Source organism: Paenibacillus sp. RC73 (assembly GCF_044908085.1).
GTDB lineage: Bacteria > Bacillota > Bacilli > Paenibacillales > Paenibacillaceae > Paenibacillus > Paenibacillus terrae_A.
This window is the reverse complement of record NZ_JBIYCV010000006.1, coordinates 238825-260679: the sequence shown is the minus strand read 5'-3', so window position 1 is coordinate 260679 and position 21855 is coordinate 238825. Positions and strand designations below refer to the sequence as shown.

The following is a 21855-nucleotide window of genomic DNA, read 5'->3' as shown; positions in this document are numbered from 1 at the left end:
AAGGATGAAGACGATGACAAGGCCGCGAGTGAAGCTGCGAGTAACTGACGGTCAATGGGAGGCGGAAGTAGAGGAGTACGTGACAGACAACGGTTCGGCGATTGCTCAGGCTGCCCGCTGGACTGGCACCGTGCCTGTACTGGACCCGGAACAGCGGACGGCATGGCTGGAGCAGCTAAAGGCGGAGCCTTGGGACATATACCGTTTTATACAGGGGGAAGCCTGTCTCTCGCTGGATGAGGTCGTTCAGGTAGCAGCCGATGCGGCTACATCCAATCTGGAGGACGGCGTTGGTGCAGCCGACGAAGCGAAGAAGGTTCTCCAAGCGGGGCTGGAAAGCGAGCCGCTGCTTGGTCTGGAGCTGATCGGAATGACGCGCGAAGCACTGCTGGAATTCGTATTCAGTGCTTGGGCAGGTGAACTGTCCCATGTGCAGGGGGCATCTCTCGCGCATGAGCCAACCTCGCGGTCAGAGGGCGCACGCAGCGGATCGGCGGCGATCAGCGAATGGATTGCTGAATCTGCCGCCGAAGGAGCATTACATCGTCCCGGCGCGGGCTTTCATGCCATTGAGATTCGTCTGTCGCAGAAGCTTGCGCCTATGAATGAAGCTGACATTACGGCATTGCTGCCGGGACTGCCCCGTGCGGAAGAGGCACTGAAGCTCATACGTGAGCGTGTAGCTGAACGCGCCCGGGCTACAATTCCGCAAAAACGTCATACTCCCTAACAATTCGGGTCTATTCTTTCTTTTTCGGGCCTATTCAGCTTCATCGAACTGGATAACGGCTTCGAAGAGTGTCGAAAGTTCAGTTACAATAGGGGAACGTAAAACCATAGCAAGCCATGCATCAAATGTAATATTGGAGGAGATACCCGCATGAAACAACATATACAACAGAAACGGACCCCTCAGCTCTGGAGCAAAGCGCTTATCCCGGGACTGATCCTGCCGGGGCTGCTGTTGGCAGCGTGCCAGCAGGGAGGTTCGGGTGGACAGGAAAGCGAGCCGCTGAAATCATCCCCGACGACACAGGAGAGCGTCCAGCCTGCCACCCAGTCGAATGCGGGCAATAGTAGCGGTACTGAAACGGGTACTGGACAAGCCTCGGTGGGTACAGGAAGCGGACAGGCAGATCCCGTGATGGCGTTGCGAAGCGAGAGTGCGCTGCAAGCTACGGTGAAGGAAGATGGGGGGACTGCCATTGTCACCAACGCAACAGCTGATACAGTCGTGGTGAACAAAAAGCGCAGCTTGCCTGTAGGCTATGCCCCGGACGATCTGGTGGAGCCGAAGGTACCTTTTTCCTTCGAAGGTCCGCATGAGAAGCGGCAGAGGCGCTGGAGAAGCTGTTCGACGGTGCGAAGAAGGACGGCATGGAGCTGCGTGCTGTATCGGGATACCGTTCCTATAAGCGTCAGGTTTCCATTTTCAACAACAATGTGAAGACAAAGGGGCAGGAATATGCCTCTAAAGTCAGTGCGGTACCGGGTACAAGCGAGCACCAGACAGGATTGGCGATTGATGTGTCCAGTCCAAGCGTAGACAATGTGCTGGAGCAATCCTTCGGAGCCTCTAGGGAAGGCGAGTGGCTGGAGAAGCATGCGCCGGAATACGGATTTATTATTCGTTATATGAAGGACAAGGAAGATGTGACTGGCTATGTATACGAGCCTTGGCATATTCGTTATGTGGGAACTGACATCGCGGAGGATGTAGCCAAGCAGGGAATGACGCTGGAGGAATATTTTGACGAGAAGAATATCAAGCTGTAGTAGCCGAGAACAAAGCCGTAATCCTGGGGATTGCGGCAGCAGCGGCTATTCCAAATAGACAACAAACTTTTTGAAGTCCGCATCATTAATCATATTATATGATGTTAAAACAGTAAAATAAGCTCTACAGAATCTTGATACCTTTGTCGTTACCTGCTCTCTTTAGCAGCCAAGCAAGAGAATGGCTAAATCCTATGCTATAATGTAAAGGATTAACAATAAAGAGCGGTCAAAAGAGGTTTTATTCATTTATGACAAAATTGATGAACGTCATGCAGGCAAAGCATATAACACTTTTTAAATATATAACAATCATGCTGTTTATTTTTGCTGCATTAGTCGGCATGAGATGGGCGTGGTCTGTCGTTTTTCCCGTATCCGACCACCAGCCCCGTGCTGTTGGCGGCGTGCTTGACCTGCGCGGTATTGATCTGGAAAATTCCCCTGTGCTCTATTTGAATGGAGAATGGCAGTTTTATCCTGAAAATTTTGTTACGGGAGACGAGTTTCTGGAGAAGGAACCCGAAGCAAGCCATGTTACCGTACCAGGTGACTGGGGGAGCGCGCTTCAGCAGCATTCAAACAACTCGTACGGGTATGGAACGTATCGTCTTCGCATTTTGATTGATTCGCTTCAGACTCCTGTTTCATTCTGGTTTAAAAAAATTCAGGCGGCATCGGAAATTGAAATTAACGGAAAAAATTTTGCCACTATGGGCAAGCTAGCCGACGCTGCAAATGAATATACACCCAAAAGCATCTCTTTTACCTCTACTTATGACACAGAAGGAGTGACCGAGATTGAACTGGTCATTCGTGTGGCCAATTTCGACAACCCCTATAAGGGCGGCATTGTAACTCCGATTCGCTTTGGCACTGCGGCCACTATTGATTTTGTGCGCTGGTACTCGATTGGATTTCAGCTGTTCATTTTTCTTATTCTGCTGCTTCATTGCCTGTATGCTTGCATTCTCTATCTATTCAGCTCAAAAGAGAGGACCTTGTTGATCGCAGCGCTGTTAACGATATCCGTTGGCATTACGATTCTAGTAAGTCACGATAATATACTCTTGTTATGGCTGCCGATTAACTATACATGGGCAATCAAAATTAGACTGATCTCTCTGCTGTGGCAAAATGTGTTTCTGCTTCTGCTATTCAAAAGTTTCAACGCGGCCCCGCTGCGAGAAAAATGGTTCCAAACCTACATTGCAGCGAATGTTGCTCTTACCGGCATTTTCCTGGTCTCACCAGCCAATATTGCTTATACAATCGTCCATTTCAATGTATTTCATACGATTAATTTCATATCATTCGTCTGGTTTATATACATAGTAGGAACGATGATTTTGCAAAAAAATAAAGATAATGACGTCATTTTCTTGCTGTTCTCCGCAACAAACATCTTATCCAACTTACTGTGGAGTATTGCTGAGAGCGCAAGAGATGTTACGACTGTCTACTATCCCATCGACATTATTTTTGCTATTACCGGCTTTTCGGCCTATTGGTTTAAAAAGTATTTTCGAAATTCGATAGAAAACATGGAATTGAACAAGCAACTACAAAAAGCGGATAAAATTAAGGACCAGTTTTTGGCTAATACGTCCCATGAGCTCCGCACGCCGCTGCACGGTATTATGAACATCGCTTATAACGTTGTCACCAAAGAGAAGACCAGGCTTGCGAAAAGCAGCCTTGAGGATATGCAGCTGCTCATTACGATCAGCAGACGGATGTCACAGCTGCTTGGCGATCTTCTCGATGTCGTTCGGCTTCAGGAACGGCGCATTGTTTTGCAGCGGGAGCCCCTCAGCATTCAGTCCATCGCTCCTGGCGTTGTCGCAATGCTGCAATTTATGAAGGAAAGCAAGCCAATCGAACTGCATATGGAGATACCGGAATCGCTGCCTTTGGTACTGGCGGATGAGAAAAGGCTCGTTCAAATTTTGTATAACCTGCTGCATAATGCGCTTAAATACACCGAGGAGGGAAGCATCTCCGTCTCAGCCGAAATTCGGGACAGGCAGGCTGTTATTCATATTGCCGATACGGGGCCCGGCATGGATGAGGCGACCCAGTCGCGTATTTTTCTCCCTTATGAGCAAGGCTCTGATGGAATAAGCGGTGAGCAGGGCATCGGACTGGGCTTAAGCATTTGCAAGCAGCTTGTCGAGCTGCATAATGGCGACTTGACGGTTCGCTCCAAATTGGGAAAGGGCTCCATTTTCAGCTTTAATCTGCCTTTAGCAGACGCAGCAGATTTTGAACCCAATCAGGTCCCTATTGCTCAGGCACAAACGAAGGGAATAATAGATGAGGTGCCTGCCGGCTTTCTTTTTCCGCACTCCATTGGGGAAATGGAAGCTGCCGCCGCACTGCCGCCGCTGTTAAAGGAGGAAAAAGCCTATATAATTGCCGTTGATGATAATCCGGTCAACCTAAATGTTCTTGTCAGTATCCTTTCAACGGAGCCTTATAACATTACTACCGCTCGTTCCGGACGGGAGGCGATAGAATTGCTGGGGACCAGGCAGTGGGATCTGCTCATAGCCGATGTTATGATGCCGCAAATGTCCGGCTATGAATTAACACAGAAGGTTAGAGAGCAGTTTTCCATGTCAGAGCTTCCTGTGCTGCTCCTTACCGCACGCAGCCAGCAAGCGGACATTTACACCGGATTTTCAGCAGGGGCAAGCGACTATGTGACGAAGCCCGTAGACGCTTTGGAGTTAAAATATCGGATCAGGGCATTGATAGCCCTAAAGCAATCCATTAAAGAGCGTCTACGTGTGGAGGCTGCCTATTTGCAAGCGCAAATCCAGCCCCACTTCCTATTCAACACCCTTAATTCGTTAATGGCGTTAAGCGATATCGATACGGAAAGCATGCGCAAGCTGGGTGAGGCCTTCTCGTCCTTTTTACGAATTAGTTTTGATTATCTCAATACGGGGGAGTTAGTAGAGCTGGCCCATGAACTCGCGCTCGTTGAAGCCTATCTATACATCGAAAAAACGCGGTTCGGGGATCGGCTGTCGATTAAATGGGAGGTGGAGACGGGCATGCGGCTGCTGCTTCCTCCGCTCTCAATTCAGCCGCTGGTCGAGAACGCCGTCAAACACGGTCTTCTCAGCCGAAACGCAGGCGGTACGATTCAGCTGTCCATTACTCGCCGGGAGGGCTTCACCCTTATTGAAGTTAAAGATAACGGCAAGGGAATGGAGCAGGAAAAGGTCAATCAATTGCAAAATGCGGCTCAGAGTGAAAAAGCAGGCATTGGCATCCCTAATACGAATCGGCGATTGCAGCAGCTGTACGGTCAAGGCTTGTCGATCGTGAGCCGTGTTAATGAAGGAACAACCGTGTCGTTTGTTATTCCGGATAGATAGTAACAAGGCTCACGTCCTGGACAGGGATGATACCATGACGTGAGCCTAAATTCTAATTCGAATCCTGATCAAACATATATAAATAAACATCCTCCAAATTCGGCTTTACGGATCGCACATCCCCTTCTATCGGCTTGCTATCACTAACGATTCGAACACAGACACCGCCGTTTTCACTTGTAATATTGCTTGCTTTATATTGCTCTTGCACATGAGCCAAGGCGTTTTCTTCTATCTGCACTTCAAATACTTTTTCTTTCATACGCTCCAAAATCTGCTGGGGCTCCTCCTGCAAGACAAGTTTTCCTGCCTTGATTAAAATAACCTGCTTGGCGATAAACTCAATGTCAGAAACAACACGAGTTGCTGGAATGACTATTTTATTCAGAGCGATCGTCGTTGAAATTTCCCCCTTCTCATACGCCTGCCTAATATTGTCCTGCCTGCTAGGGAACTGCTCAAATTGCCGCTTCTCTTCTTGCATAGATGTTTAGCATAGTAAATAGCCCGATGATATAACAATCTAAAATAGTGAGTTCTATTTGTAGCGTCTTCGAGATTTCCAAAATCCTTAATTTTTTCTGAGAATCTTTCAAGTAGATCATCTACATTAACCGAATGAAGCGAAGATGTCTCCATGATCGTGACGAGTCCGGGTAATAACTCTTCCGGATTATCTTCTAAAAATTGAACAGGTAGGTACATTTTTAATGTGAATTGGTATAGAGAAGGTGTGAAAAGGATCTGCAAAACCGCACAGCGGAATTGTAGGTCTTTTTATTTTATGGATAACTATCGATTCTGCGGGGACTATTCTGCAAAGCTACGGGTGATACTGCATAGCAAAAAGGAATTTAATGCAGTCATAAAAGCCAAATTGAAGAGAAGGGAATTCTGATCACATGAGTACCTCCATCTCCCCAACCAAACCCATTCATATGGGTGTCATCGGCCTGGGCCTTATCGCTGAATATCACATTAGATCCCTGCAAACCATCTCGGGGGTTTCTATTGTGGCCATTAGTGATGTGAACCCCAATCGCCTTCAACTGCTGGGTAAGCAATTGCAACTGCCTGCTTCCAAGCAATATCCCCATTATGAAGCCTTAATCCGTGACCCGGAGGTGGATGCGATTCTGTCGCTGACACCCAACGATGTGCATTTTGACATTATTCGTATTGCTCTGGAAGAACACAAAGCCGTTCTGGCGGAAAAACCGTTGACACTCACGTGGGAGGAAGCGGATCAGTTGAAAAAGCTGTATACAGCGAACCCGGTGCCTTTTCTGGTTCATTATAAGCATCGTTACGGCGCTGCTTTCCAATATGCCAAGCAATTGCTGGATGAACACAAGCTGGGCAACATCTATAACATTCAATTTCGGTATCTGATGGATGCATTCTCACCATATCGTCAACATCCGTATACATGGCGCCATAATTTAGCGAAGGCAGGCTCCGGAGTCGTGGGCGATACAGCCTCGCATATTATTGACCTGGCCCGTTTTCTGGTGGGTGAATTTAAAAGCGTCGCGGCGCTGCTACATACGATTACACCCGAGCGGCCTGATCCGGTCACAGGTCTGCCTGTAAAAGTAGATGTGGAAGACTTCGCTGCTTTCCATGGAATCATAGGGGATAATACCGTCGGCACGTTCATCACCCACAAAAATGCCATTGGCAAACGCCACGATATCGAAGTTGATATCTATGGCGAGCTCGGTGCGCTGCACGCCAGTCTCAACAACCGGGAAAATGTCCGCATTGTGCTGCGAGATTTGGAGCACCCGGATGCCGAATACGAGTCTTGGGCTGTCCCTGCAATCTATGATCATACGGCCTATGGAGACTTTGTTAAGCTGACAAGGGGAGAGTCCGTGGATCGTGCCCCATTGTTCGAGGACGGCTACAAAAACCAGTGGGTCCTCGAACAAATACTGCAATCCTGGAAAGAGAACGGACGTTTAGTGGAAGTGTAGGGGCAAGCATACCAAACTGTGGCCCATAAGATGGAGTCCTGAAAGGAGTGACCCTCTTGCGGATCACAGTTCCGCTCGGTTTGCATCAGTTCAAATGAATCCTGCTTCGATCTGTTGAATAATGGTCAGCAGGAAGGATTCAGCCAAGCTGTTTTTCAAAATAACCTGCTTGGCTTCCTCCAGCGTAAACCAACGTGCTTGGTCTACCTCTGCACTGAGAGCATCCAGTTTGTCATCGTTCACAATGGATACAAAATTCAGCATCAGTGTATGGGTTCGTTCAAAATACTCGCTGCGCATATATGTATACTCATCCACTTGCAATCCCACTTCTTCCATAACCTCGCGCACCAATGTCTGCTCGGCGGATTCCCCCTTGTTCACATAACCAGCCAGCAAAATAAAATCCTTGATATTGTACTGCTGTATGAGCAACACTTTATTTCTCTGCCGATTGATTACAGCGGTGCTAATTGCAGTGCTGAATATCGGGAACCGAAAGACCTGACATGTATTGCAATAGGGAATAGGGCCTTCGCCTTCACACTCCTTCACGATTAGTTTTGTTCCACATTCATAGCAATACTTCATCTAAGCGCCACCTTATATCACATTTTCAAATTGTAAATGTTGCTTGTTATTCCATGTTCGTACTTCGTACGGAATACTCATCATCTTAATTCCACAATAACTATTCTGTCTATGCGCGTTTTCGTTCCTCTCGACTCCTTTATTGCTTTTCCTTCTGTACCTTTGCCCGTCTGGACCCGATCAGCCGCCAGCCTGTCAGCAGTGCCGCCACCAGACAAATGGACGCGGAAGTCATAAAGACCACATGCATTCCTGATAGAAAAATTTCCGGGTGACCTGGAACCAACCCGGTGACTCGATAGCCAGCCTCTTTGCTCATGATATAAAACAGGATCGACGTGGCTAAGGTAATCCCCACCACCATGCCGACGTTGCGGACCAGTGAATTGACACTCCCGGCTGAGCCGAGCTGCGTGCGGGGCACCTTGGACATGATTAGCGAATTGTTCGGCGATTGGAATAAACCACTGCCGATACCCAGCATAGCGATCCAAAGACCCACGAACGGAACGGGACTGCCTGCATGGAGACGAGCCAAGCCAATCTGGGCGACTACCATGACTACCAGTCCGGCAAAGGTGAGCAGTTCAGACCCGATTTTATCTGAAAGCGCACCGCTGAGAGGGGCAACGATAACCATGGAGATTGGAAACAGCATCAGCAGGAACCCTGCATAAAAAGGCGACAAGTTCAGCATATTCTGCGCATAGAAAGGCGAAATGATATTAAAGCAGAAGTTAGCGGCGAATACGAGAAAAGCGCACAGAATACTGAGCGAGAACAACGGATTCTTGAATAAAGCGAGCTGCAACAACGGCTGTGGACGGCGAATTTCCACCCGAAGGAATACCGCAAAAGCAATCACGGCAATTACCAGCAAAGCAATGATGCGGCTGTCCCCATATCCGACCTGTTGTCCCAGTAGTAATCCGGCGAACAAAGTGAGGATAAAAACCGCAAACACCAGACTGCCGGGAACGTCGATCTTGTCTTTCACCTTGATCAGATCCTTTGGCAGCAGCTTCCAGCCGAGAAAAACGGCCACCAGACCAATCGGTACATTGACCCAGAAGATATATTGCCAGCCTAGCGAAGAGACGATAATACCACCCAAGCTGGGTCCCGCGATACTGCCGAGGGAAACGAAGGTTCCGATTAGGCCGAGTGCCTTGCCTCGTTCAGTGGAAGGGAAGATATCCGTGACGATTCCCTGGCTGTTGGCCATGGTCATGGATGCTCCGAGCGCCTGAATGATTCGGGAGATCAGCAGCATGGGCAACGAATGACTGAGACCGCACAGCAGTGAGCCAAGGATGAACACGATCGTGCCGATCTTGAATATTTTAATTTTGCCTACAATATCTCCAAGCTTGCCAAAAAATAAAATGGCTGTACATATAGCCATCAAATAGGCTGTTGTGACCCATTCAATCTGTGCTACGGGTAAATTTAGCGTGCGGGACAACACGGGTAGAGCAATATTGACGATGCTTCCATCCAGCGTGGACATAAACGTAAACAGATTCAATACAATCAAAATCATCCAACGTTTCTTCTGGATTTCGCTATTTTCCTGATACGTTGCGGCAGCTGTAGCGGTTGAACTCATGATTAGCACCTCTTCATCGTTGACCATTACTATTTAGTTGCACACGCAACTAAATGACGGTTCTAGTGTACAGCAAATTAGTTGCGCATGCAACAATATTGTTGTAAAATTTGCCTTGGTCCCACCTGAAGATTTGCCATTTTTAAGCCACTGAGGTGTATTTATTTAATGAGAAAAAAACCGATTGGAAAGCTGATTTCCCACCTGTACCGGCGAAATCAAAAAATACTGTCCAAAAAACTGGCTCCTTATGGGATCGGTAGCGGGGGCCAACACAGCTTTTTAAAGCTTATTTTGCGGCGTCCGAGCATTACACAGGAACAGTTGACGAATGAACTCAAATTTGACAAAGCAACCACTGCGCGTTCTGTGAAACAATTGGAGGAATCGGGTTACATTGAGCGAGAAACGGACCCGAATGATCGTCGCTCCCATCTTTTGTTCCCAACGGCCAAGGCATTAGAATTTTATCCTGTCCTGCAAGGAATCTTGGATGAGTTCAATGCTGATCTTGTACATAATTTATCTGATGAGGAAGAAGACCTGCTTATCGCCCTGCTGCAAAAGATTAGTATAGACCCTGGTGAATAAAGGTATACAGCGGAATCATTGGCCACTCCCCCATCGGCTCCAACATACATCTCCAATAAAATCAAGCCTGTTTCAATCTTTAGAGGGTGTTTGACTATACCAGGCTAAAGTCATTGAATATATTGTTATCATTCATCTTATTTAAAGGTTTTCTAAAAAATGGGGAGGAGATCACATTGGCTATCCGCTACAGCATCGTCATTCCAACCTATAATCGAGCCCAGCAGCTGTTGCTCACGCTCACTTCATTTGAAACACAAACCTATTCGAAGCATCTATTCGAAGTGATTGTAGCTGATGACGGTTCTACAGATGGAACGAAAGAAATGGTCGAAGGCTTCAAAGCATCCTATCCTCTTATCTATGTGTCCCATCCAGAACAACGCGGTCGATCTGCCGTTCGAAATTTGGGACTGCGCCGTGCCAAAGGGCTATACATCATTTTCTGCGACGCTGATTTTTTGGTGTTACCTGATTTTATTAGAATCGTGAGCCGTTATCACCGTAAATATCCCAAATCCGTGCTTTCAGGCTTCCCTCACTCGTGGGATGATGCTTATACCCATTATTACCCTGACTTTTCCCCTGCGGAAAAAGAACATTTTCGTAATACACTTACACAATCCAACCTATGGAGTGCGGACTTTGAAGCAGCGAATGAAATTATTCCGTTAATAACGCCAGAAGATATCCTTCATCAAACGGATGCATTGTCCAAGGTTATGATCCCTTCCAGAGTTCCCCCAAATGTCAAAAAGCAATTTGTCAAAACGGATGTAGCTTCTTGGACGTTATTAGTTACACGTTGTGTATCCATCAGACGCAGCCATTTGGCTCGTATTGGAGGTTTCAATGAACGGTTTGTACTCTATGGACTCGAAGACTGGGACCTTGGCTACAGGCTGCATCGATTGAAAATCCCTTTTTATTGCATGAAAGAGGTAGTCGGATATCACCAGGAGCATCCAACCCACCTCAGAGGAAACGTTTTAAATACGGAAAATCTGAAAATTATGTTTAAAACCTACGGATTTAATGACTCCTCGTTAAATTTATTCGCCCTTGTACATCCATCCCTGGATTTGGAGACTTACAAAAATACGTTGCGGGTACTGCGCAGTGGAAGCCGATCCAAGCAAACACGTTCGTCAGCGCTGTTGTTGAGGAGAACACTGCGAATTGCAGCCAAGCAGTTCTATTATCAAAACCATACTCATGCATACAAAAAATCATTGCGATGGATAAAAAAGAAAGCAAAGAGTGGGAAAAGTCGAGTCGCTCACGTGTTACGAGACATGGTGCTGAAGTCTGAAAAGCTGGTAGAGTAGTGTTGCTCGTTTTCAACGTGCAGCTCATACCCATCACATCTTCCCTATTGTGTGAAGGTAATTCAGGAAATGAAAAATCCACAATCTCACTCGATTGTGGATTTAGCAAAATGGAGATGAGGGGAGTCGAACCCCTGTCCGAAGATAACGACAAATAAGCTTCTGCGAGTGTAGAGACAGATTCAATATGACTACAGACCGTGTTTACTCCGTACGCAGGAACATAATCATTAAAATGGCTGTTCCCAAAAGGAAACAAAGGGGGGAATAGAGCACACTGTCCCATTTTGCAAAAACGGTTCCTTTCTTTCTCTTGAAGAACCCTACCCATTTGAAATCACCTATAGAACGTAAAATAAATAAACACGATAACAAGCCTGCTCCGTAGGAATAGAAGGAGTTGAAAAGCAGGAATTGTGTAACTCCCCCTAGTTCCAAGATGAACCAAGCGGCTAAAGCTAGTAAAATGGCTACAATCGCTGTACCTATTTTGGAGGGCTCAAAGAGCCTATCTGTTCCTGTGCTTGGAATCGCTGCGTTAATGCCAATTTTTCCACCGAATACCCAATATACATGCATGCCGCTCAGTACCAAAAGAATTCCGCCAACTGCCCATGTAAGTAACTCCAACATGTGACATCCTCCTTAAATTGAAATCCACTCCGTCCAAATCATGTGAATATGTTGCTGAATGGCTTCATCACTTAACGTCTCTTGTTTGTGCCGCTCATACCACCCTAAGTAATAATGGTACAACATCCATGATCTCTGGAAGGCTTTCTCTGGCTGCATTCCCTGCTGTATTAATAACTGCTTCATAAACTCCGTTCTCATCTGTTCCACTTCATCCAGAATGGAGCGATACGTGTCATCCCTCAAAGACAGTTTCCGTAGATAAAACAGGAAGTCTCCCCGTTTCGTCGTACCGAACATCCGGGTCAGCAAGTCTCTGATCCGCTCATCTGCGGTAGCATGGATGATGGACGCTGCAATAACCCGCTGTGTTGTCTGTTCCTTCCACGTCTCAACAATCTGTCTAATATAGCTGCTGCGATTGTCAAAATACCAATAAAAACTGCTCTTGCTGCATCCTAAGGAAACGGCCATTTTTTCGATAACGAGCTGCTCGATGCCGCCCTGTTCAAACCGTTCAATTCCTTTCTGAATCCATTGTTCTTCTGTGACAATGATTTTGGGCATCGTTCCTTCCCCCTCTCTCCTTTTTTTTCTGTACGATACCGTCTAGATAGGTGTTATATTACAGCGTTTTTTGAGTTGTGTAAATATATGTACATCCATTCTCACCACCAGATGATGAATGTGAGGAGTGAAACTTACATAAACATCCTCTGTCAATCGTCTGTGAAAATGTCACTTGTTAGAATAAAGGCCGCCTTACCAGGAGGCCTCGAAATAATAGTCATGTTACGAATCCATTGCGTCTTGGAAGACGCTCTGTTTTGTGTTACGCTTAAGCTGTTTTTGGGCATACGTGGCTTTCCACGGATGCGAGTATGCGGGTTTGCGTGGCTGCGCAGAGCTGCTTTTTCTTTTTAAGCTGGATGCCTTCATGTTCCCCAAGCAACTCGGCAAAATGGCAGCAATTACTGCCGTGATACTTCGACTTTTAGAGATCCCCGGCCCGATCCTTGAGATCCTCACTCAAGGCATGTATAGGTTTTTTTCTCGATTTTTGTGGGCCAGGCCCTGTGCTCCCTTCTGAATGATACTTGTGTTCCAGCTGGATGATTTTCCGAACGGAAATCCCCAGCGCGATGGCTCCTTCCTAGTTGGTTATGTGTCCTGCAATGATCTTTTCGACGACGAGTACCTTTTTCAATTCTTGTCTGCTCCATGTGATTGCCCCCTGCCCCGGGGTGACATGATCACAGAAGAACAACAGTTCCATATATTGTAAGTTGACGATTTTAGTGAATATTTATATCCTTGTGACAAAAACAGAGTGGAGTGACTAAAATGACAATCTTTTTCCTGTCTGACTACCACGTACATACCCGCCATTCGTTCGATTCGCAGGCGGATATGTTTGACGTATGCCGCTCAGCCATGCAGCAGGGTATGACAGAAATCTGCTTTACGGAGCATTTTGCGGTGAATCCGAAGCTGCCGACATACGGACATATGAGCTTTGCTGATTATTTTGACAATATTACAGCCTGTCGTGAGGCCTGCTCGTCCCAATTGACCATCCGGGTCGGAATTGAGCTGTGTGAGCCTCACCTGATGATGGACGAATATGCTGATGAGCTGCGGGATTTGCCACTGGATATGATTCTGGGCTCAGTGCATAACATGAACGAGAAGACGCTGCGGACGTTCCTGAAAGAGAATGAGCATACTGGAGTAGACGTGTATGAAGCTTACTTTCTAGAGGTGCTGAATCTGGTGCGGCATGCGGACATCGATATCATTGCCCACCTGGATCTGCTGAAGCGTTATGCACACGGCAGTGTGGGACATTATTCCTTTGCCGCCTATGCCGAGCTGCTGGAGACGGTGCTGAAGACCGCCATATCCCGCGGCATCGGGATTGAGATCAATACCTCGGGCATACGGGGCGGAGTGGGTAGTCCTTTTCCCTCGCCGGAGGTACTGCGCTTGTACAAGCAGTTGGGGGGAGAACTGCTGACGATTGGCACTGACTCGCATAAGGTGGAGGACACAGGTGCCGATCTGAAGGAGGCTTATGCGCTGGCTAAACAATGCGGCTTCCATTACGTATTTACGTATGCCAACCGCAAGCCTATGGCTGTGAAACTGGATTAGCTGGGCTGAATGCAGCGAAGCAGAGTTATCTTTTTTCAAGAACTTGTTGCAATGCTTTGGTATTCAGGAATCATGGTCGCAAATCTATAATCAAGTCATACAGAGGAGATGCATAAGGCTCAGGCTATCAGAAGTTCGCCTAAAAGGAGAATGAACATGAACGATCTGTCTTCTCGCCAGAAGAAGCTGCTGCAAATGTTGATCAGTGAAACAGAGTACAGACCGATATCATTATTTGCCCGAGCCCTGCAGGTTTCTGAACGTACAGTCCATAACGATTTGAATGAATTGAAAAATGTACTGGACGGGAAGGAAGCCACTCTGAATAAGCAGCCGGGCATTGGGATACAGCTTCATGCTACGGCATCAGCCAGGCTGCGATTGTTGAATATGGCCGCCTCTGGCAGTGAGGGGGATGACCCGTTGTCCACCGGGGTCAGAAGATGCCAGATGGCCATGCAGATGCTAAGTACCGGGAAGACAACCTCCGTTCAGAAATTGTCGGAAGCCTATTATGTAAGCCGTACTTCTATCGTGGCCGATCTGGAATGGATAGAGCGTTGGGGAAGCAATTATAACCTGACGCTCGTCAAGAACAGAATTGGTACGCAACTCGCTGGTAAGGAGGAGGATATCCGCAAAGCGCTGTATGCCGCAGTCGTCATGCTAATGGCCGATGGCCCAGGAGAGCCTTACAATCTCACAAAAGGTGGGCGCCTGAACACCGCAACCCGTAATAAGCTTGCCGGATTGTTTGGTGACAACGAGGTGATGAACATTGAAGGGATTGTTAACAATGCGGAGCAGATGCTGTCATACCGCTTTAACGACTATTCGTATATGAACCTGTTGATTCAATTGTTGATTCTTGTGAACAGACTCAGGCTGAATCGACAGATAGAGCTTGACGATACCACTATTGTAAACGCTTCAAATGTAGCGGAATCCCTAGCTGACCAGATCGCCCTTCATTTTCAAGTGGATATTAATGATAAAGAGAAGATGTGCATTAACTTCTATCTCATGTCGTCCGGTATGGATAATCCGCTAGTGAGTTCCAAGGATGCCTGGCTTGAGAGTGTAGATGAGGACATGAAGATTTTGGTAAAGGATATGATTCGGCTATTTTCGGAAATGATGAAAGTGGATTTCAGCGAAGAAACAGTACTGTATCAAGGGCTTTTGATGCACATCAAGCCGATGATCCATCGGCTGCGGCATTCCTCCGGGGTGAAGAATCCGCACCTTGACGAGATTAAGCAGCAGTATGGGGCAATGTTTGCTGCTACCTGTCTGATCAGCTCCTCCATCGAGCATAATTACGGCATTCGCATGAACGAGGATGAGATTGGATATCTCACCATCCATTTTCAGGCGGCGATGGAGAGAAATGCTAGCATCAAGAAGACCATCATTGTGTGTTCCGGGGGGATCGGCACGTCGCAGCTAATTGCCAATAGAATCCAGCGCTTTGTTCCCCAAATCCAGATTGCCGACATTTTACCATTAAGCCGATTCGAGCAAACAGACCTGGCAGGCATAGATTTTGTGATCTCCACCGTTCCGATTGAACTGCATGATGACACACCCGTAGTTACGATATCGCCGCTGGTCAGCAAAAAAGATATTCAGAATATCAATTACTTTTATCTGGATTATGTGTACGAACGAGAAAAGCAAACCTACAATCCCGTATATTTGTCTCGGGTATTGCTTCCCGAGCTGTGTGTGGCTGGAGCGAAGGTGAGCAGCCGGGAAGAGGCGGTCGCAAACCTGACTAATAGGATGCATGAAATGGGTTTTATTAACAGTGAGTTTGAAGCAACCGTCTTTAGACGCGAGGCCCTTACACCTACGTCACTCGGCAATGGAGTAGCGATTCCGCATGGAGAGGTGGACCATGTTCTCCAATCCAAGATCGCGGTAATGTCCATTCCCGAAGGAGTGGATTGGGGAGGAGAGCAGGTATATATCGTATTCTTGATCGCACTCAAGCTCGATGATGAACTTTCGGCCAAGGAAATTCTGAACGATCTGTACAATCTGCTGGACTCCGACTACAACATGAACAGACTGCGCATCTGTCAGGATCACCAAAGACTCTACGAGCTTCTTGCCGGAAAGGGGGAATAGACATGGTTATAGACAAACAATTGATTTTGCTGGACGTGGAGGCAGAGAACAAGGAGGAGGCTATTCAGGAACTGGGACAACGAGCTTTTGATCTGGGCAGGCTGTATTCCTTGGAAAACTATTTGCAAGCGGTTTCACTAAGGGAGGATGAATATCCTACCTCCGTAGGTTATTCCGTGGCAATTCCCCATGGGAAAAGTTCAGCGGTGAAGGAGCCTTTTGTGGTATACGGCAAATTGAAGCATTCCATCGTATGGAACCATGAAGAAGAGGATGCTACAGTGAATACCATTTTTCTCTTGGGGGTACCCCCAAAATATCCAGGCAATATTCATTTGAAGATTCTGGCTAATCTAAGCAGGAACATTATGGAGGAAGAATTCCGGGAAAAGCTGTTTCAGTCGGATTCGGTCAACGAGGTGTACGGCCTACTGGGACAAATTCACGAGTAAATCAGCATCAGATCAATCAAGAAATCAAATCAGTCAGATCAAGGAGGCTAACACCATGAATATTGTCGGTATCACAGCATGTCCAACCGGAATTGCCCACACGTACATGGCCCAGTCTGCATTGCTGAAAAAGGCCAAGGAGTTGGGACACAGTATCTCGATTGAAACACAGGGCGCGATGGGCATTGAGAGTGAATTGAGCAAGAAGGACATCACTGCAGCGGATGTAGTGATTCTGGCTGTCGGCTGTGCCGTGGATAAGCTGGAGCGGTTTGAAGGCAAGCCGGTGCTGAAGGTAGAGATCAAGGACGCTATCTCCAAGTCAGCCCAGGTCATTTCTGACGCGGAACAACTGGCCAAACAGCAGTGAAAATACACCATATTATGTCCAACAAGGGGGCATTCAGATGAAGGATAAAATTAAGGCGCTTAAGGATCACTTGATGACAGGTGTATCCTACATGATTCCGGCAGTTGTCGTCGGGGGCATATTCATTGCCCTGTCACTTGCTACTGGTACGGCCAGCGACAAAGGTATGGTCATTACGAACGAGTTCATGAAAAATATCAACTTCATCGGCGTCGCGGGCTTTACCATGATGATTCCGATTCTGGCGGGCTTCATTGCCTATTCGATCGCGGGCAAGCCAGCTCTAATACCAGGCATGATTGGAGGGTACCTGGCTAATACGCCGCTGGAAGGCAGCGGGGTCAAGGCGGGTTTCCTTGGAGCACTTATTCTTGGTTTGGCCGCCGGATTCCTGGTGAAATGGATTAAGACCTGGAAGGTTCCGACGATGCTGAGACCAGTCATGCCGATTTTCGTCATTCCGATCCTCAGCTCCATGATTATTGGTCTGGGCTACATTTATCTGCTGGCCAGCCCCATTTCCTGGATGATGACAGGTCTTACCGACACCTTGACAGGCATGACCGATTCCAGCCTGGTACTGCTGGCTATTATCCTCGGATGTATGATTGCCTTTGATATGGGGGGACCCATCAACAAAGTGGCCTGCATGTTCGCTTTCGGTCTGATGGCTGAGGGAGTCTATACTGTAATGGGCATAATTGCCATAGCCATCTGTACACCGCCACTGGGTATGGGTCTGGCTACACTCCTGAACAAGCGTAAATATTCGGAGCAGGAACGGGAATCAGGCAAAGCCGCACTCGCCATGGGGATGATCGGCATCACGGAAGGAGCCATACCATTTGCGGCAGGTGATCCTGTTCGGGTGCTTCCTTCCATCATGCTGGGGTCTGCCACCGGAGCCGTAATCGGTGCACTGGCGAAGGTAACAGATCATGCTCCGCACGGTGGCCCTATTGTACTGCCGGTTGTTGGAGAACGCCTGTGGTATGTAGTAGCCATTATAGTCGGAACTCTGGTAACGGCGTTAATGGTTAACCTGCTGAAGAAGAATATTCCGTCAGATACCGAAGCCACTCCTTGATCTAACTTATCCCCTATGGAGACTGACGTGCCGAGTATTCCTGTACTGGAACTGTCCTATATCCAGGGAATCATTACGTACGTCTACCGTGCTTCAACCGAACACTTGAATCATGTGCAAACTAACTCACATTCATTCACAGAGGAGAGATTAAGATGACAAAACCCAGCATTAACCAAGTGGTCACCACCGTTCTGAATTTGCGTGAAAAAGGGGAGCCGATAACATTACTCGGGATTGGACCGATGTCCTACAACCTGATCAAGGCCAGTCTGGAATTGGGCAAGGAAAAGAGCTTCCCTCTCATGTTCATTGCCAGCCGCAATCAGGTTGATGCCCGCGAGCTTGGCGGAGGCTATGTGTGCAACTGGGATCAGAAGTCCTTCGTCGCTGCGATCTCGGAGGTGGCGGAAGAAGTAGGCTTCGACGGTCTCTATTATATCTGCCGCGATCACGGCGGACCGTGGCAGCGGGATAATGAGCGCAACGAACATCTGGAGGTAGATGAGGCCATGAAGTTTGGCAAGCAATCCTATCTGGAGGATATCGTCAGCGGCTTCGATCTGCTCCACATTGACCCTACCAAGGATCCTTATGTGATGGGCAAGGTCGTACCGATGGACTTTGTCCTAACCAGAACGGTCGAATTGATAGCGTACTGCGAGGAAGAACGCCTGAAGCGCGGATTACCGGAAATTGGATATGAGGTGGGTACTGAAGAAACGAACGGCGGGCTAACCTCAACAGATAGCTACACGGCTTTTATCAAACAACTGAATCAGATACTCAAGGAAAAAGGATTGCCCAAACCGATCTTCATCGTCGGTCAAACAGGCACACTCGTCAAAAAGACCGAAAATGTAGGCACCTTCAACTCCAGCATTGCACTGAAGCTGGCTGACGCGGCCAAAGAGCTGGGTGTGGGCTTGAAGGAGCATAATGGTGACTATATTGCCGACGATATCTTGCTGCTGCATCAGGCTACCGGAATCACGGCTACCAATGTGGCACCGCAATTCGGGACGGAGGAGACACGGGCCTATCTGGAACTGGCCAAGGTAGAAGAGCAGCTCCTATCAGATGGTGTCATCTCCGCCAAATCGAATATAGGCCAGGTGCTGGCGCAAGAGGCCATCCAATGCCGCAGGTGGCAGAAATGGATGACGAATAATGAAGGTGATTTAAGCAATGAGGAAATTATCAGCAATGAGCAGCTTACACGGCAAATTCTCGATATTGCAGGTCATTATACCTTTAATAATGAATCCGTCAAACAGGAGATTGGCTTGCTGATCGACAACCTCAAGAAAGGTCATATTGACGGGGAACGGTTCGTCATCAACCGCATCAAGCGCTCGCTGAATGTGTATGTTGAAGGCTTCAATCTGGAGGAAAGTACAGCCAAAATTATGAACGAATTATCTGCCTTTGCCTGATGGGGTCGCTTCATAAACAGTGAAAGCATTACATGAAGTCTACTAACAACGTATTGTAGAGTTCGCGTTCTGTGTAAAGGAGAGATACAATGTTGAATTCGATGGAGATAGACCAGCTGTCTATAGACACGATTCGTACCCTGGCTATTGATGCTATCGAGAAGGCCAACTCCGGACATCCCGGCATGCCGATGGGCAGCGCACCGATGGGCTACCAGCTTTTTGCCAAGACAATGACCCACAACCCGGATAACCCTTCATGGATCAACCGCGACCGGTTTGTATTGTCGGCGGGACACGGGTCCATGCTGCTGTACGCTCTGCTGCATCTATGCGGCTACGACCTATCCATGGAGGATATACAGTCCTTCCGGCAATGGGGCAGTAAAACGCCGGGACATCCTGAGTACGGACATACTCCCGGAGTGGATGCCACCACAGGCCCGCTAGGCCAAGGTATTGCGATGGCGGTGGGTATGGCGGCTGCGGAAGCGCATATGGCGACTATATATAACAAACCTGGCTACAATCTGCTGGATCATTACACATTTGCTATTTGTGGTGACGGTGACCTCATGGAAGGAGTCTCTTCCGAAGCGTCTTCATGGGCCGGACATGTGCAACTGGGCAAGCTGATCGTGCTGTACGATTCCAATGATATCTCCCTGGATGGGGAACTGAGTCTCAGCTTCTCGGAGAATGTCCGGCAGCGCTTTGAGGCCTTCGGCTGGCATACCCTGCTGGTGGAGGACGGGAATCAGCTGTCTGCCATTGCCGCAGCGATTGAAGAGGGAAAGCGAGATGCTCGTCCGACATTGATTGAGGTCAAGACCGTGATCGGCTACGGCAGTCCCAACAAGCAAGGAAAGGGAGGCCACGGCGGACCTCATGGCTCGCCGCTTGGGCAGGAAGAAACGCGCTTGACCAAGCAAGCCTATGGCTGGCACAATGAGGAGGATTTCCACGTTCCTGCGGAGGTTCGTCAATTCTTCGCGGAGGTGAAGCGGCGCGGAGTGGCCGCAAATCAGGAATGGGACGGCAGCTTCGCCCTGTATGAAGCAGAGTTCCCGGAGCTGGCACAGAAGTTCAGACAAGCCATATCCGGGCAGCTTCCGGAGGGCTGGGACCAGCACCTGCCGGAGTATACGGAGCCTAATATGTCCCTGTCCACCCGGGTTGCCTCAGGTAAGGCCCTGAACGCGCTCAGCCCGGTTGTGCCGTGGCTGTTGGGAGGCTCGGCGGATCTGGAGAGCTCCACCATGACGCACCTGCATGCTGAATCAGTGTATCGTCCCGGTAATTATGCTGGCCGGAATATCTATTTCGGCATCAGGGAATTCGGCATGGGCGCCATCATGAACGGAATGGCTTTGCATGGCGGGGTGAAGGTATTTGGCGGGACATTCTTTGTGTTCACGGATTACCTGCGTCCGGCGATTCGCCTTGCGGCATTAATGAAGCTGCCGGTGGTATACGTGCTGACGCATGACAGCATAGCCGTCGGAGAGGACGGTCCGACCCATGAACCGATTGAGCAGCTGGCTTCCCTGCGGATTATTCCAGGGCTTACGGTCATTCGCCCTGCCGATGCCCATGAGACCTCGGCAGCGTGGGCTTACGCCATGGAGCACAACGAAGGCCCCGTCGCTCTGGTGCTGACCCGGCAAAACCTACCCTTGACCGTGCCTGATCTAGAGAAGGCCCGAACAGGTATCGGGCGCGGAGGCTATGTAGTGGCAGAAGCACAGGACGGCTGTCCCGTGGCACAATTGCTGGCTACAGGCTCCGAGGTGCAACTGGCGGTACGGGCTCAGGCTGCCCTGGCAGCAGACGGTATTCATGTGCGCGTCATCAGCCTGCCGAGCTGGGAGCTGTTCACGCAGCAGGAGCAGGCTTATCAGGATTCCGTCATCCTTCCTGATGTGGAGGCGCGAATTGCATTGGAAATGGCGTCTTCCTTCGGCTGGGAACGCTATACGGGAGATCGTGGCACCATGCTGGGCATTGACCGCTTTGGCGCGTCGGCCCCGGGTGACCGACTGATTCAGGAGTATGGCTTTACGGTGGACAATGTAGTGTCGCACGTGAAGAAGGCAATTGAAATAGTAGGGCTCGATAGGCTATAGTGATGCAGCCTGTTATGAGTTCTTAAACAGCATGAGTTTAATGTGGATTGGAAGCACCCATTCGCCCTGAGACTTTTGTATATTGCTCCTGCAACACTCAATATAAGAGTGAGGATTTCACCTAAGCCACCTCTACACAGGTGGCTTATTTTACCGTTTACTATAACCCAACAAGCGTACTCCGCCATATATGTAGCTCAC

The 21855-nt window shown here is 48.4% G+C and carries 17 protein-coding genes and 2 pseudogenes; 13 read left to right on the top strand and 6 right to left on the bottom strand.

The features are described 5' to 3' along the window. The first annotated feature begins 13 nt into the window (after positions 1-13). The 3 genes and pseudogenes from ABH897_RS16445 (at position 14) to ABH897_RS16435 (ending at position 5165) form a co-directional block, all read left to right on the top strand. Positions 14-730 (top strand): phosphoribosylglycinamide synthetase, encoded by a 717-nt coding sequence (locus ABH897_RS16445; protein ID WP_404592409.1) that lies wholly within the window; start codon positions 14-16, stop codon positions 728-730. A 150-nt stretch (positions 731-880) separates the two neighbouring features. Beyond that, a pseudogene (locus ABH897_RS16440) lies at positions 881-1776 on the top strand (M15 family metallopeptidase). A gap of 251 nt (positions 1777-2027) precedes the next feature. Beyond that, on the top strand, positions 2028-5165 hold the full coding sequence (locus tag ABH897_RS16435) for a hybrid sensor histidine kinase/response regulator (RefSeq protein WP_404592408.1): 3138 nt from the start codon (positions 2028-2030) through the stop codon (positions 5163-5165). Positions 5166-5217: 52 nt separating this feature from the next. Here the strand turns inward: ABH897_RS16435 and ABH897_RS16430 are convergent, their stop codons facing one another. Continuing rightward, positions 5218-5649, bottom strand: a complete 432-nt coding sequence (locus tag ABH897_RS16430; protein WP_283654486.1) for a hypothetical protein — start codon at positions 5647-5649, stop codon at positions 5218-5220. Between the two features lie 418 nt (positions 5650-6067). Here ABH897_RS16430 and ABH897_RS16425 point away from each other — a divergent pair, with 418 nt between their 5' ends. Next, the gene (locus ABH897_RS16425; protein ID WP_404519778.1) at positions 6068-7144 is read left to right on the top strand and encodes a Gfo/Idh/MocA family protein; all 1077 of its coding nucleotides are present in this window, start codon (positions 6068-6070) and stop codon (positions 7142-7144) included. Between the two features lie 90 nt (positions 7145-7234). Here the strand turns inward: ABH897_RS16425 and ABH897_RS16420 are convergent, their stop codons facing one another. Then, positions 7235-7735: an NUDIX domain-containing protein gene (locus ABH897_RS16420; RefSeq protein ID WP_283654488.1), complete on the bottom strand. Its 501-nt coding sequence runs from the start codon at positions 7733-7735 to the stop codon at positions 7235-7237. Positions 7736-7874: 139 nt separating this feature from the next. Continuing rightward, complete coding sequence (locus ABH897_RS16415; protein ID WP_283654489.1) at positions 7875-9344, bottom strand: MFS transporter; 1470 nt, start codon at positions 9342-9344, stop codon at positions 7875-7877. Between the two features lie 168 nt (positions 9345-9512). On the opposite strand from ABH897_RS16415, the gene ABH897_RS16410 reads away from it, so the two are divergent. Together ABH897_RS16410 and ABH897_RS16405 are read left to right on the top strand one after the other, a co-directional pair. Continuing rightward, positions 9513-9935: a MarR family winged helix-turn-helix transcriptional regulator gene (locus ABH897_RS16410; RefSeq protein WP_404581152.1), complete on the top strand. Its 423-nt coding sequence runs from the start codon at positions 9513-9515 to the stop codon at positions 9933-9935. Positions 9936-10111: 176 nt separating this feature from the next. Next, the gene (locus ABH897_RS16405) at positions 10112-11263 is read left to right on the top strand and encodes a glycosyltransferase (protein ID WP_404581153.1); all 1152 of its coding nucleotides are present in this window, start codon (positions 10112-10114) and stop codon (positions 11261-11263) included. 204 nt (positions 11264-11467) lie between these two features. Here the strand turns inward: ABH897_RS16405 and ABH897_RS16400 are convergent, their stop codons facing one another. The 3 genes and pseudogenes from ABH897_RS16400 to ABH897_RS27555 form a co-directional block, all read right to left on the bottom strand. Next, the gene (locus ABH897_RS16400) at positions 11468-11896 is read right to left on the bottom strand and encodes a DUF3995 domain-containing protein (RefSeq protein ID WP_283654492.1); all 429 of its coding nucleotides are present in this window, start codon (positions 11894-11896) and stop codon (positions 11468-11470) included. Between the two features lie 12 nt (positions 11897-11908). Then, a complete protein-coding gene (locus ABH897_RS16395) occupies positions 11909-12463 on the bottom strand; it encodes a TetR/AcrR family transcriptional regulator (protein ID WP_283654493.1) in 555 nt (184 codons plus the stop codon). Positions 12464-12818: 355 nt separating this feature from the next. After that, positions 12819-13172, bottom strand: a pseudogene (locus ABH897_RS27555) (hypothetical protein); the annotation flags it as partial. Positions 13173-13240: 68 nt separating this feature from the next. On the opposite strand from ABH897_RS27555, the gene ABH897_RS16390 reads away from it, so the two are divergent. From ABH897_RS16390 to tkt, 7 genes are all read left to right on the top strand, one after another. After that, a complete protein-coding gene (locus ABH897_RS16390; RefSeq protein ID WP_044646552.1) occupies positions 13241-14050 on the top strand; it encodes a histidinol-phosphatase HisJ family protein in 810 nt (269 codons plus the stop codon). Between the two features lie 156 nt (positions 14051-14206). Beyond that, the gene (locus ABH897_RS16385; protein WP_044646553.1) at positions 14207-16183 is read left to right on the top strand and encodes a BglG family transcription antiterminator; all 1977 of its coding nucleotides are present in this window, start codon (positions 14207-14209) and stop codon (positions 16181-16183) included. Positions 16184-16185: 2 nt separating this feature from the next. After that, positions 16186-16635 carry a PTS sugar transporter subunit IIA gene (locus ABH897_RS16380; RefSeq protein ID WP_404592407.1) on the top strand — a complete coding sequence of 150 codons (450 nt, stop codon included), beginning with the start codon at positions 16186-16188 and terminating at the stop codon, positions 16633-16635. 55 nt (positions 16636-16690) lie between these two features. Then, positions 16691-17005, top strand: a complete 315-nt coding sequence (locus ABH897_RS16375) for a PTS fructose transporter subunit IIB (protein ID WP_404592406.1) — start codon at positions 16691-16693, stop codon at positions 17003-17005. 37 nt (positions 17006-17042) lie between these two features. Next, a complete protein-coding gene (locus ABH897_RS16370) occupies positions 17043-18092 on the top strand; it encodes a PTS fructose transporter subunit IIC (protein ID WP_404592405.1) in 1050 nt (349 codons plus the stop codon). A 155-nt stretch (positions 18093-18247) separates the two neighbouring features. Next, positions 18248-19528: a class II D-tagatose-bisphosphate aldolase non-catalytic subunit gene (locus tag ABH897_RS16365; RefSeq protein WP_404592404.1), complete on the top strand. Its 1281-nt coding sequence runs from the start codon at positions 18248-18250 to the stop codon at positions 19526-19528. 89 nt (positions 19529-19617) lie between these two features. After that, positions 19618-21654 (top strand): transketolase, encoded by a 2037-nt coding sequence (tkt, locus tag ABH897_RS16360; protein WP_404592403.1) that lies wholly within the window; start codon positions 19618-19620, stop codon positions 21652-21654. Positions 21655-21855 lie beyond the last annotated feature (201 nt).